The sequence below is a fragment of the Synechocystis sp. PCC 7509 genome, from assembly GCF_000332075.2.
In the GTDB taxonomy this organism is placed as follows: Bacteria; Cyanobacteriota; Cyanobacteriia; order Cyanobacteriales; family Chroococcidiopsidaceae; genus Aliterella.
Map to the genome: position 1 here is coordinate 100883 of NZ_KI966369.1, position 13175 is coordinate 114057.

General features: G+C 42.3%; 10 protein-coding genes and 2 pseudogenes. 8 read left to right on the plus strand and 4 right to left on the minus strand.

Translation table 11 applies throughout. The features are described from left to right. Positions 1–113: 113 nt before the first annotated feature. Both SYN7509_RS0223390 and SYN7509_RS0223395 read right to left on the minus strand, forming a co-directional pair. Complete coding sequence (locus tag SYN7509_RS0223390; protein WP_009630323.1) at positions 114–674, minus strand: hypothetical protein; 561 nt, start codon at positions 672–674, stop codon at positions 114–116. A 408-nt stretch (positions 675–1082) separates the two neighbouring features. Then, positions 1083–1403 (minus strand): hypothetical protein, encoded by a 321-nt coding sequence (locus SYN7509_RS0223395; RefSeq protein ID WP_009630324.1) that lies wholly within the window; start codon positions 1401–1403, stop codon positions 1083–1085. A gap of 545 nt (positions 1404–1948) precedes the next feature. Between SYN7509_RS0223395 and SYN7509_RS0223400 the strand changes: the two genes are divergently transcribed. The 5 genes from SYN7509_RS0223400 (at position 1949) to SYN7509_RS27135 (ending at position 8569) form a co-directional block, all read left to right on the plus strand. Beyond that, positions 1949–2641 carry an IS6 family transposase gene (locus SYN7509_RS0223400; RefSeq protein ID WP_009630325.1) on the plus strand — a complete coding sequence of 231 codons (693 nt, stop codon included), beginning with the start codon at positions 1949–1951 and terminating at the stop codon, positions 2639–2641. A gap of 551 nt (positions 2642–3192) precedes the next feature. Next, positions 3193–5520, plus strand: coding sequence for a putative bifunctional diguanylate cyclase/phosphodiesterase (locus SYN7509_RS27125; protein ID WP_202807377.1), 2328 nt, complete (start codon positions 3193–3195; stop codon positions 5518–5520). 52 nt (positions 5521–5572) lie between these two features. Next, positions 5573–6433, plus strand: coding sequence for a prohibitin family protein (locus SYN7509_RS0223410; RefSeq protein WP_009630327.1), 861 nt, complete (start codon positions 5573–5575; stop codon positions 6431–6433). A gap of 156 nt (positions 6434–6589) precedes the next feature. Beyond that, positions 6590–7093, plus strand: a complete 504-nt coding sequence (locus SYN7509_RS27130) for an FkbM family methyltransferase (RefSeq protein ID WP_009630329.1) — start codon at positions 6590–6592, stop codon at positions 7091–7093. 189 nt (positions 7094–7282) lie between these two features. Next, complete coding sequence (locus SYN7509_RS27135; RefSeq protein ID WP_071994217.1) at positions 7283–8569, plus strand: hypothetical protein; 1287 nt, start codon at positions 7283–7285, stop codon at positions 8567–8569. Between the two features lie 114 nt (positions 8570–8683). Here the strand turns inward: SYN7509_RS27135 and SYN7509_RS28890 are convergent, their stop codons facing one another. After that, the gene (locus SYN7509_RS28890) at positions 8684–8890 is read right to left on the minus strand and encodes a Lar family restriction alleviation protein (RefSeq protein WP_071994218.1); all 207 of its coding nucleotides are present in this window, start codon (positions 8888–8890) and stop codon (positions 8684–8686) included. 207 nt (positions 8891–9097) lie between these two features. Here SYN7509_RS28890 and SYN7509_RS27140 point away from each other — a divergent pair, with 207 nt between their 5' ends. Further along, on the plus strand, positions 9098–10474 hold the full coding sequence (locus SYN7509_RS27140; RefSeq protein ID WP_009629921.1) for a cytochrome P450: 1377 nt from the start codon (positions 9098–9100) through the stop codon (positions 10472–10474). Positions 10475–10741: 267 nt separating this feature from the next. After that, positions 10742–10993, plus strand: a complete 252-nt coding sequence (locus tag SYN7509_RS0223430; protein WP_009629920.1) for a hypothetical protein — start codon at positions 10742–10744, stop codon at positions 10991–10993. Positions 10994–11133: 140 nt separating this feature from the next. On the opposite strand, the pseudogene SYN7509_RS27145 reads toward SYN7509_RS0223430, so the two are convergent. Next, positions 11134–11796 (minus strand): annotated as a pseudogene (locus tag SYN7509_RS27145) (IS256 family transposase); the annotation flags it as partial. 217 nt (positions 11797–12013) lie between these two features. Between SYN7509_RS27145 and istA the strand changes: the two are divergent. Beyond that, a pseudogene (gene istA / locus SYN7509_RS27150) lies at positions 12014–13071 on the plus strand (IS21 family transposase); the annotation flags it as partial. Positions 13072–13175 lie beyond the last annotated feature (104 nt).

Here is a 13175-nt window from a genome sequence, read left to right on the forward strand (position 1 = left end):
ATGCCCACCTACAAATACGAAGACTGCCTTCAGTGCTAAAGTTAATTTCGCACAAAGCCTAAAAGTCCGAATGATTAATCTTGCCTCTATAGCAAATGAAAAGTAAAACCTGTTTAAACAAACGGCGCACCCCATACAATCCAATTTTCTTTATTAAACGGAGATCGCCACTTTTCAATTAGCCTTAACTCTATCTGCTGCCTAGCTCTTGCCAATGCAGGTGCATCCCACCAGAACGCTATATTGACTGCACAGGAAAGCCCATGCTGGTAATGCAGGCTTTTGTAATTATCTAAGTATCTTTTGCAGTCGTGAGTTCCTTGCCAGCGTTTGTTACTCCTACACGTCTCACCGATGTACAAGACTAATCCAGCAGCACTATCTACCACAAAATATATACACGCATCACCTGGACTATCCACTGGTAAGCGATAAAATGACATTGGACATGGGCGGAGCTTAAACGGGTCTATTTTGTCCGGGTCAACGTGCGCCTTAGCCACATCAAACAAAGTCCCTTGAACAATCTGAGCTTCTTTGGCTCGTTGCTGGTGTGCCGCAATTTTTTCTTTCCACTGCACTAATGCGTCCGCATCCATGCTCAGGCTTTCTGGTCTACTGCCACTTCTAGGAATTACAATGCCAGCAAACAGGTCAAGTTGATGGGTTTCCACAAGATTAACTCTGGTTTTAACTAAATTATTGTATATCCCCTAGAAACTATGTGATCGCCTTTGGGTTAGCTGTCCTATCGGCGATGGTCGTTCCCTTGGCTGTCAGAGGTATTATTTCCCCTCAGCTAAGTTTTCGGCATAATGCTGTTGGTCTGCCATCGTAGTCTGGGTCGAGTAAGCGATCGCCTATGAAGAGCGATTTCCTACCTAACTTTCATGATTGACACAAACCAATTGACAAACCCTTTCCAAAAGTTTGGTCACTTGAATTTATCTTGCACTGGTCTTACTGGCGCAGAGTGCATTAAGCCGTTGCTTGATATCATCACTACCGCAAACGCTCTCAACCTTAAATCTACAACTGTAATACTATACGATCGCCAAAACTGGGTCTTCGACTGTCGCACTTTAAACTCGTTCTGCTAAAAATATCGAACTATCCCCGTGGTGAATTTTAATCTTCCCTTCTAAAATGTCATTATCTTTCAATCTCAACCAGCCACTACCACTAACTTCATCATTCTCATCGCCACCTTCCCAAGTAAATTTTAGCTTCTCACCCAATTTATCCGTTGTAAGTTCTCCATCAATTGCGCCAGTGACTAAACCAAACTGAAAATCACCAGCTCCGCGCTCGTCAATTTCAATATAAGCCTGTACCTCTATATTGAAATAATCTTCATCCCAATTTTCCATCTCAATAATATGCCAAATTCCCTCAAACTTCATTCTCTTTCTCTCCTGTTACAAACTCAACGATCCAAATCCCCAAGCAATCGTAGAAATCAACATCAAATTCTACCTCACAACTCAACTGATAGCGAATTAAACAGCCCGTATCTTCCAACAACCCCAACTAGGGATTGAGCCGAGATCCGGACACTGTTGACGAAATATTGCTTAATATTAAAAAGCGATAAAAAATCAATTAACTTGGAGAACTCGTGAGTAACCTTTTGGAGCAGTTTTTCGTCAAACTTGCTGGAGAAAGCTTCCCTCCAGAAGATTTGATGTCAATCAGAAATTTTCAACCTATGCCCATCAGCAATTGCGAACTACTTATATCATTATTTCTAGTTCCACCGCCACACACACAAAACTTCATATTTTTATGTAGGAAGGGAGATGGCATTTCCTGAAGCGCTCATTTAATAATAAGAGAATGTGCATAAAACTTTGTAGAAGTTAAAGCCTAGGTCTGAGAGGTATTGTCAACTTAAATTGAGGGAAGAGATAGAATACGAAATCACGCCTTGATTTTCCTCGTGCTGCTCATGTATTCTCGTCACCGTTTTCCAGCCGAAATCATCAGCTATTGTGTCTGGCTCTACTACACGTTTCCTTTAAGCTATCGGGACATCGAGAAAATGTTGCTGTATCGCGGGATTGAGGTGACGTACGAGTCGATTCGGGAGTGGTGTCAGAAATTCGGGCAGCAATACGCCAATCAACTCCGGCGCAAACGTCCGTACATTGCGGGCAGATGGCATTTAGACGAAGTCGTCGTGACGATCAAGGGGCAGCAATATTATTTGTGGCGGACAGTGGACTCGGAAGGGAACGTGCTGGATGTCTTGCTCCAACGGCGGCGGGATAAAAATGCGGCGAAGCGATTCTTTCGCAAACTTTTGAAGAAACAAGGCTTTGTGCCACGGGTAATCGTGACAGATAAACTCAAGAGCTACGAAGCGGCGAAGAAACAGGTGATGCCGAGGGTGGAGCATCGACAGCATAAGGGCTTGAACAATCGAGCCGAAAACTCGCATCAACCGACGCGAGTGCGAGAACGGCGAATGCGACGATTCAAATCTCCAGGGCAAGCGCAACGATTTCTCTCAGCTTTTGGACCGATTCGAGACCATTTCCACCCGAAACAACATCAACTCACCGCAAAACGCTATCGTGAACAACTGCGCCAACGCTTTGAAGATTGGCGAGAAGTTGCTGGGCTAAATTTGGCTGCATAGTCTAAGTACACCTGCCGATTCAGGAATAATTGTGCTTAATTTTGAGCAGTCCCGGTTAAGTTGACAATGCCCCCTCAATAATTCATGTTAAAGATTTAATAAATATTTTGTGAAGCCAGCCAGAAAATAAAATTAATATTTTCAGTATTTTCTACCTACTCATTAAGCTGATTTCAAGGCTAGAGTGAAACTTAATCACCTATAAACTTGTAACTATCAAAATGAATTATTTAACTACTTGAAAACTATAAATTTTCTTCAAATCCTTACTTATTTCAGCATCAAAAACTAAGTTCATTACTATAACTTACCATAATAAATTATTAATAAGACAAAAGTTTATTAAAACTTTTTCTCATCTTTAAACTTATAAAAAACGCATTTAGATTTTTGTATAGATAATTTTTCCGTTCACCGCCAAATACGATTCACAGGTAAAAATCGATACTTGTATTTATTCATAAGGACTAAGCTATCTGATGACACCTAAAAACAACTTAATTGGTGTTGGAGCTATAAAATCCGCTTTTAGTTCATCTAGATGGCGGTTTATGAGCAAGTATCAACTTAAACATTGGTCAATCCTGATCGTGGCGATCGCTATTGCCCTGAGTACCGCTAGTCTGATTATCGTGATAAATCGCCGCGCCGAAAAAAGCAATCAAGCGCAAATTATGCTGATTTATGTTAGAGAACAATTAGTTCAACTCACCGCTTTAGAATGGCAAGCTATAGCTGAAAAAGAATTAAGTTCTGAGTTACTTACAAAAGTACAATCGGCGCGCAATCAGATTCAAGAAATTAGCTATAAATTAGAAAACATTGAACCGCAAAAGTCAAAGTTACAAAAGTTTTCTCAACTCCATAACCAATACAACGTCGCTGTAGATAAGGAGTTTGAGTTACTTGCCGCCAGGCAGATTTCCCAAGCAATCATTGTGGATGAGGAATATGTAGATCCAACTTATGAAAAACTAAGTACCGAAATTATCAAGCTGAATACCGACTATAGCAATCAAAAGCAACAAGCAAACCAGATGGCTAATCGAGTATCTGCCCTTGCCTTGCTGGTATCGACTGGCTTAATTAGCGTGTTGTTCTGGAAATTTATTCAAGCAGAGAAGTTAGCTCAACTAGGTGTAGCTGAACAAAAAATCCTGTCCCAAAGTGAAGAACGGTTCAAGTCTCTAATCCAAAATGCCTCCGATGTCATCATTGTTATCAACGCAGAGGCAGAAATTAGCTATGTCACAGTATCTTCGGGGCGAGTTTTAGGTTACTTGCCGGAAGATTTAGTAGGGACTAAGATTGAAAACCTAGTAGATGCTGACAATACCTTACCACTGCAAAACTTTATAAGCGATCGCCTAGAAGCCACAGAAATCAGCCCATCGCTGGAAATACCTTTTCGCCATCAAGATGGGCATCTATGCTATGTAGAATTATTTGGCAATAACTTACTTAGCGACCCGCGAGTAAATGGGATAGTTTTGACTCTCCGAGATATAAGCGATCGCAAACAAGCTTTAGAGCTACTACGTTATCATGCCTTTCACGACTCCCTGACAAATCTACCCAACCGAGCTTTATTCAACGAGCATTTGCAGCAAGCCGTCAAGCAAGCAAAGAGGAATGAGCATTATACCTTTGCCGTCCTTTTTCTCGACCTCGACCGCTTCAAGCTTGTCAACGACAGTTTGGGTCACAAAATAGGCGATGAATTACTGTGTGCTGTGGCGCAAAGATTGAAATTGTGCCTAAGAGAAGGAGATACCCTTGCTCGATTGGGAGGAGACGAATTCACACTCTTGATCCATAACCTTCAGGATATCGAGCAAGTACAAATCGTTGCCGAGCGAATTAAACAAGAACTAAGCTTGCCTTTTTACTTACATGGACATGAGTTATTTATTTCTACAAGTATTGGGATTGCCACTCATAGCAATGCTAATGACTGGTTAGATAATATGCTCCGCAATGCTGATATTGCCATGTATCGTGCTAAAGCTCTGGGTCGGGCTAATTATGAAGTGTTTGATAAAACTATGCACGTCCAAGTAGCCCAGCGCTTGCAATTGGAAACAGACTTACAGCAAGCTGTTGCCAAAGAGGAATTTATAATTCACTATCAACCAATTGTGGATTTAAAAGACCTAAAAATTAAGGGTTTTGAGGCACTGGTAAGATGGCAACATCCGGTTCGCGGTCTTGTCTCTCCTCTTGACTTTATCCCCCTAGCGGAGGAGACTGGCTTGATTGTCCCTATTGGTAAGTGGGTAATGCGCGAAGCGTGCAAGCAGATGCAAGCATGGCAGAGCCAATTTCCTAACAATCCACCAATGACAATCAGTATCAATGTATCTAGCAAACAGTTCTCACAACCCTATTTAATCCAGCAAATCCAACAAATTCTCCAAGAAACAGGTCTTAATCCCAGTTCTTTAACCTTAGAGATTACCGAAAGCGTACTGATCGAAAATACTGAATTTGTAGCTATTAAACTCACACAGTTGAAAGCAATGGGGATTCAAATATCGCTAGATGATTTTGGCACAGGCTACTCATCCTTAAACTATTTATACTGTTTGCCCATTAATATTTTAAAGATTGACCGTTCGTTCGTTTGTAACCTGGATACGGAGATTACAAAAATTGAGGTAATTCGAGCAATCGTAGTGCTTGCCTGGAATTTAGGTATCAAAGTAGTCACCGAAGGGATAGAAACCCCACAGCAAATGTATCATCTCAAAATGTTGAAGTGTGAATACGGTCAAGGGTATTTATTCTCTAAACCATTAAATAGCGAGATGACAGAGGCGCTAATTGCCCAAAACTTTCCTCTATACCAGACGCTATTGGGGACAGCTATTGTTAACTAATGCCGATAAATTTTAGCGTTGTGCGTGAAGATAGAGATTGAAAGCGCGTTAAATGAGATCGAAAAAATTGAAAGCTAGAGATGACCAAAATTGGCAAGGTATAGTTGGAGGAGCGATCGCTGCTATACTACTTTTGATTGCGCTTAATGCTTTCGTGATTATCAATCCTGGGGAAGCGGGAGTAATTAGTATTTTGGGTAAAGCTAGAGATGGAGCTTTACTTGAAGGCATCCATGTCAAGCCGCCTTTTGTCTCAGTAGTCGATATTTACGACTTAACAGTGCAAAAGTTTGAAGTGCCAGCCCAAAGTTCTACCAAAGATTTGCAAGATTTGTCGGCTAGATTTGCCATAAACTTTCGTCTCGATCCTACTCAAGTAGTGGAAGTAAGAAGAAAGCAAGGAACATTACAAAATATTGTCGCCAAAATTATCGCCCCCCAAACTCAAGAATCTTTTAAAGTTGCCGCCGCTAGAAGAACGGTAGAAGAAGCAATTACCAAACGAAACGAGCTAAAACAAGACTTTGATGATGCTTTGGGAGACAGATTAGATAAGTACGGGATTATTATTTTAGATACTAGCGTTGTAGATTTAGCTTTTTCGCCAGAATTTGCCAAAGCTGTAGAAGAAAAGCAAATTGCCGAACAACGAGCGCAAAGAGCGGTGTATGTAGCACAAGAAGCCGAACAAGAAGCCCAAGCAGACATCAATCGCGCCAAAGGTAGAGCGGAGGCACAAAGACTGTTAGCGGAAACCTTAAAGGCTCAAGGAGGACAGCTAGTATTACAAAAAGAAGCAATTGAAGCTTGGCGTACCGGGGGCGCACAAATGCCCAAAGTTTTAGTTATGGGTGGCGATTCTAAAAGCAGCGTACCTTTTTTGTTTAATTTAGGTAATATCCAAGAGCAATAAGCCCATCTTATAGGATGGTTTAAAAGTCTCCTTGTTAGTGACAAATTATCCTGTGTGACTCTTGACTAAATAATTCCCTAGCTTTGTTACCGAGGATACTTGTAGCTATTGAGCAAAATATTAAACTTACCGTGAATGGAATAGGTAACAAAATTCATGAAAGTCATAACCTGGCTCAGAAGCTTTACTCGTTCACTTGTTGATATTGAAGGAATAAAGATAAAAATTCCGGCGATCGCTTCTAAAGTAATTCGTAACTCAATTTTAGATGGCTCTTATGAAGCTCCAGAATTAAAGCTTGTAAAAAGTAGGTTAAGTCAAGAGGATATTGTTATGGAAGTTGGTACGGGCTTAGGACTTCTATCTGTTTATTGTGCAAAGCAAATTGGTGATGATAAAGTCTTTACTTTTGAAGCTAACCCAGCGCTTGAAGAAGCAATAAAGACTAATTATCAACTCAATCAAGTTGCTCCAAAGTTGGAAATGGCTTTAGTTGGCGATCGCCCTGGCTTTACCACTTTTTATGTAGGTAAAAACTTTTGGTCTAACTCGATTTTTAATAAAGCTAAAGGGGCAAAACCAATTACCGTAACGATTGTAAGCTTTAACGATCGAGTAAAAGAAATTAAGGGAGCATCTCAGTTTTGCAATGAGTATTAATACTTAAGGTATTTAAGAGACTAGGGAACTAGAATCGAAGCAAGAATGTAGGATGAGTAAAAACGGGTGTGGTCAAAAATAGTTGGTAGGAATAACGAAAAGCTGTGTTGTGGACAGTTAGCAAGGTGAAAGCGCTTCTTTTCATGGCAGTGTCATTAAAAGAACTAGGAAACGATAACCAACACCGCCATGAAACCTGGATATACAGACCTGCTTTTTGAAATGAGCCATACCCTGTGCCAAGCAGTATTAGAACGAGAACCAGACTTAGCACAAAGAGTTCATGAACTGGATGGGGAAGTAAACAAAATACTGCGGCGGTTAGGGTTTTTTGTGGTGTCGCTAGTATTAGGAGAACTGAGCAACAAAGTAACGCTTGAGGCGAAGGAGAAAGGCTTAACCATACACCGAGCTAAACGAATTAAATACTCATCTTTGTTTGGAGTAGTCGAAATACTATCTCCCTACTTGCGGAATAAAAATACGAGTAGTGGCGCACGGCCAGTCAAAGAGCAACTGGGGATAGAGCATGGCGACATTTCTATTGCCGTCCAACGAGCCATGTCTGATTTTGGCGCAGAAGAATCTTTTGGGCAAGCTGCCAGACGCTTTCAAGAACATTACGGCTGGACTATGAATAGAGCTAAGGCGCGCCGAGACGTGGAAAAAACTGCTGTATTGGCACAGGAATATGTAGAAAAGCGACTGGATGCAACGAGCGGTGATTACTTACAGCCAGTAGCAACTAGACCAGGAATAGAGCAAATATTAGTAGAACTAGACGGAAGTCATATTCGTACAGGAAAAAAAGTAGTGATTGAAAAAGTTGAACTTACTCCAAAGCGACGGTTGCCAAAGTACCAACGACAAATTGATTGGCGCGAGGTGAGAGTAGGATTAGCTCGTCCACTTCAGGAGTTGAAAAATAGGACTTATGTAGCGCAAATGGGCAAATACCCAGAGGTAGTCAGACATTTGGTAAGTGCAGCAATTGTTCAAGGAATGTCAGTCCGAACACAAGTAATTGCCGTAGCTGATGGTGGCAATGGATTACGAGAGGCGCTGCAACAACAATTTCCACGCATGACATTTATTTTAGATCGTCCCCACCTCAAACAACATCTTTATGCAGGCGCAGAGGCGATAGGGCTAACTGGAAGCGCCCGGCATTCTTGGGTAAGTAACAAGCTACAACTAATTGATCTGGGTTTAGTTAATCTAGCCATTTGGCAACTAGGGAACTATCAAGGACAAGGAATAAAGCGGATTACTAATTTATCTCAGTACCTGCAACGGTTCTCTGATGCTGTAAGTTACGAAAAATTTATTTCTCTTGGGTTACCGATTGGTTCAGGAGAAGTCGAGAGCGCTCATCGTTATATTCCCCAAAAGCGGTTGAAAATTCCAGGAGCCACATGGCATCCAGATACAATAAATCCTATGCTGGCTTTAAGAATTATTCGGGCTAATGACTAGTGGCAGGATTTTTGGACTCAACAATCCGCCACCCGCGCTCTTGTCGCTTAGATATCTAACCAACTACTTTTGACCACACCCGTCGTCAACGTACTTGTTCTCCTAACCTACTTCTTAGCTTTTAACCCGACTATTCCACTTCAACAAAGCTTCATCCTCAGTTTTTGCCGCCGGACATTGTGCGCCGCACACGCAATAAACTACAAGTTCATAACAATCAATGCTGTCCTCGAATAATGATTCAACGATTTCCAATTCTGATTCACCACAAAATGGACATGGTAAAAAGTAATCTTTAGCTTCTATTGTCGTGCTGTTCACATTACGATTAATTTAAACTAACTAAGCAAGTATACAGGGTGAAGTATTATTACCGAGCAAACAATCAAGCCACTCCACTACCAATTAAGTAAAAAATAAACACAACATCAAAAATAAATACAAAAACTGGGCTAGGAAACAACTAACTAGCAGTAAAATTCCTAACATAGAGTTAAGCCACGCAGATACTTGAATAGGGGAAAGATCGTGTCGAGTCAATTACCAAATCGAATTACTAGTCCTCCTTGGTGGCAACTCCTAAACTGGATTGCCGATCCCATAGGATTTCAAGAGAAATACAGCCAAAAGTATGGAGATATATTTACCATGCGTTTGAGTGGGCTTGGCTCTTTTGTAGTCATTGGTAATCCGCAGGTAATTGGAGCGATCTTCAGTCAAGATTCTCACTTTGATGTGGGTCGTGCCAATAAACTTGCAGAACCATTAGTTGGGCGAAATTCTTTAATGCTACTGGACGGCGCTCGTCACCGACGAGAACGAAAGTTATTAATGCCACCCTTTCATGGAGAAAGGTTACAGACTTATGCTCTGGCAATCTGCTCAATTACTGAACAAGTCGCAAGTCAGTGGCAAGTCAATCAACCTTTTGTAGCTCGGACTGCCATGCAGCAGATTAGCCTGGAAGTAATTTTGCAAATTGTCTTTGGCTTGAGCGAAGGAGAGCGCTATCGACAGCTTAAACCCCTACTCACCGAGTGGCTTGATATGACTGATTCTCCGCTTCGGTCTAGTATGCTGTTCTTGCGCTTTCTACAACAAGATTGGGGAGCATGGACTCCTTGGAGTCAGATGAAACGGCGACAACGCCACGTCCATGAACTGCTGCAAGCCGAAATCGAGGAGCGAAGAAATAACCTAGATGAGGGACGCACCGATGTCCTGAGTCTGATGATGGCGGTGCGGGACGAGAATGGGCAAGCGATCGGCGATGAGGAATTAAGAGATGAATTGCTAACGATTTTATTTGCTGGGCATGAAACAACTGCAACAACACTTGCTTGGGCTTTCTATCAAATTCATCAACAGCCAGATGTACGGGAGAAGTTGTTACAGGAATTAGACAGCTTGGGGGAGAATTCATCCCCAATGAAAATTGCAGAGCTTCCATACCTTACAGCAGTTTGTCAAGAAACGCTGCGGATGTATCCAGTTATTCCGGTGCTATTTCCCCGCATTACTAAATCACCCGTGAAGCTTGGAGGACATTTGTTTGAAAAGGAAACAACCTTGATGCCAAGTATTTATCTGGTACATTACCGGGAAGACTTGTATCCTAATGCACAACAGTTTAAGCCAGAACGTTTCCTAGAGCGACAGTATTCTCCTAATGAATATTTTCCTTTTGGTGGTGGAAGTCGGCGGTGTTTGGGATATGCTTTGGCTCAATTAGAAATGAAGCTGGTTCTGGCAACAGTTTTATCTAAGTATCAACTTGCTTTAGCAGAGGATAAACCCGTTAAGCTACAACGTCGCGGGTTTACTCTTGCTCCCACTGGCGGAGTGCGGATAGTAATGACTGGAACAAAACAAAAATCGGTTGTGTTGCAAAAAGTGGTCGGGTGAAATAATTCCCCTAAATAAAATTATTCTGCCTGCCCTTAATGAAGTCTAAATCTCCATTCAAGTGGCGGCACTATCAGCCCGAAATCATCCTGTGATGTGTACGTTGGTATTTTAGTTATTCGCTTTCCTACGCTAAGTAACAGAGATGGTGTATGAGCGGGAATTAGAAATTGTGTTACAGGCGATCGCATTTAAGATAGTTTAGAATTGGATTACTTGTGCGACAACGTTCTAACCATAATTCTTGCAATACTTTTCATCTTCTTTATGAATGCTAAGAATATCCTCAAGGTCAAGCGCTCAATTAATCCCCAAACTCCCCAGCCACCATCGAATGATTCCGCCATCGAAGAAGCTGTAGAAGCACTCCAACAGGTCGAAAGGGAGACGCAACTACCATCAGAGCCAGTAGTGAATAGAGAGGTTTTTCTTGGTACTCCAAGAGATGAGTCAATGTTTGGCTGCGGCTGGAGCTTGACCGAGTTGTTGAATGAATTTAGTGGAAGATACGACGGCTAATGGTAGAAAGCTTACAAATGCCGGGTGTAGTTAAGTATTAGTTGGTAGAAGGTCCTAAGAAAGTTGCTCAGGCAAATGGTACTGTTGCAGGAGAACAGAAAACTCCGGGTTTGTCAAATGGTTTGTGTCAAGCATGAAAATTAGGTAGGAAATCGGTCTTCATAGGCGATCGCAAATCGATTTAAAGCGGCTTTCCAATCCTTAATCGGCATCGTCCACTTTTTAGAGATGTTTTGCAGTGCGAGATACACGACTTTAAGTGCAGATTCATCCGCGGGAAAGGTGCGGTGGTTCTTCAAGACTTTTCGCAGAGTCATGTTGACTGATTCAATTGCATTGGTGGTATAAATCGCTCTGCGGATTTCACTTGGAAAGGCAAAGAACGGGATAATTCGCTGCCAATGAGCCATCCAAGACTTGCTAATAATCGGATACTGCTTGTCCCATTTCTCGGCAAATGCCATCAATTGCTGTTCTGCCTCGGCTTCGGTACTTGCAGTGTAAATGAGCTTTAGGTCAGCAGCGACGGCTTTACGATCTTTATAGGAGACATAGCGCAATGAGTTTCTCACCATGTGAACAATACATAAATGCACCTGGGTCAGTGGAAATACTGCTTCAATAGCATCGGCAAAGCCCGTCAGCCCATCAATACAAGCGATGAAAATATCCTTAAGTCCCCGATTCTGCAACTCAGTTAAAATGGATAACCAAAACTTGGCAGACTCGTTTTGGGTCATCCACATACCTAGCAGTTCCTTAGTGCCAGCTAAATTCACCCCCAAGGCAAGGTGTATAGCTTTGTTGATTACCCGCTATTAGACGACACTGTTAATGGCGGGTTATGACAGAGTATTGGCGGGTAGGTGAGACAAAGAAGCGATTCTGTAAGATGGATGCTGAAGGAACCAAAAGTAGAATCAAAGCCAACCAAAAAGAAAGACACTAGAAAATCTCCCAGCGAAGAGAAAAAGTCTAGTGTCAAGAAAAACTATCCATTTATACCAAAAAAGAGCGTATATGAACGCAAGAAAAATTGGCTTAACACAAGCCAACGCAGCGTGCATCGCTGAAATATCCGAGCGAACGGGTCAACGCATCGAAGCCGGGAAGCACCAGCCAAATCGGGGAAAAGTAGCAGACCGCTCCAGCACCCAAGACCCATTAGGGGATGTATGGGACAAAGAACTAGAGCCAATGCTCAAAAAGGAACCCCGGCTCAAACCGATGACCCTATTTGAATATCTGCAAGACACCTATCCTGGCAAATATCCCCAAGTATTGCGAACGATTCAACGACGAGTCCAAACGAGCGAAAGCTCTGCATGGGCCGAGTCCAGAAGTGATGTTTGAGTTACTTGCGCGTACCAGGCATAATGGGACTGTCAGACTTTACCCAACTCAAAGGGATGGAGATAACCATTGCTGGCAAGCCATTCGAGCATTTGCTCTATCACTATCGACTGGCTTATAGCGGCTGGCAATATGCCCAAATTATTCAAGGCGGAGAAAGCTTCATTGCCCTCGCAGAAGGATTGCAAAATGCGCTTATAGCTTGTGGTGGAGTACCCAAACAACATCGGACAGATAGTTTAAGCGCAGCGTACCGGAACCTGGGAGGAAACAAATCCTTAACCCGTCTGTACGATGAACTGTGCGACCATTACCGAATGCAACCGACTCGCAACAATACAGGCGTTGCCCATGAAAATGGCGCAATTGAATCTCCCCACGGTCATCTCAAGAATCGGATTAAACAAGCCATTTACCTGCGTGGTAGTAACGATTTTCAAAGTCTAGACGAATATCGCTTACTGATTGAAGCCGCGGTTGCCAAACTCAATCAGCAGTGTCAGCAGAAGTATGAGCAGGAAAAACCCTATCTCCAATCATTACCAAAATATCGCATCCCTGACTATGAAATCTTAAGCGCTTGCGTCAGCACCCGAAGCACGGTTGAAGTTCGTTGCATTCTTTATACAGTGCCATCTCGACTGATTGGACGGCAATTAGAATTACATCTTTATCATGACCGGATCTTAGGCTATTTGGGTACGCAATTAGTAGTCGAGCTACCATGACTGCGGGTGACTGACCCCGATAAACGACGGGGACGGTGCATTAACTACAGACATACAGCAGTTCTTGATTGAGCAAGATACAGTTAAAGATGAAACTGGAA

Excerpts from the sequence above, each read along its gene's own strand:
- SYN7509_RS0223395 (WP_009630324.1), bottom strand. The coding sequence starts at position 1,403 with ATGAAGTTTGAGGGAATTTGGCATATTATTGAGATGGAAAATTGGGAT.
- SYN7509_RS0223400 (WP_009630325.1), top strand. The coding sequence starts at position 1,949 with ATGTATTCTCGTCACCGTTTTCCAGCCGAAATCATCAGCTATTGTGTC.
- SYN7509_RS27125 (WP_202807377.1), top strand. The coding sequence starts at position 3,193 with ATGAGCAAGTATCAACTTAAACATTGGTCAATCCTGATCGTGGCGATC.
- SYN7509_RS0223410 (WP_009630327.1), top strand. The coding sequence starts at position 5,573 with ATGAGATCGAAAAAATTGAAAGCTAGAGATGACCAAAATTGGCAAGGT.
- SYN7509_RS27130 (WP_009630329.1), top strand. The coding sequence starts at position 6,590 with ATGAAAGTCATAACCTGGCTCAGAAGCTTTACTCGTTCACTTGTTGAT.
- SYN7509_RS27135 (WP_071994217.1), top strand. The coding sequence starts at position 7,283 with ATGAAACCTGGATATACAGACCTGCTTTTTGAAATGAGCCATACCCTG.
- SYN7509_RS0223430 (WP_009629920.1), top strand. The coding sequence starts at position 10,742 with ATGAATGCTAAGAATATCCTCAAGGTCAAGCGCTCAATTAATCCCCAA.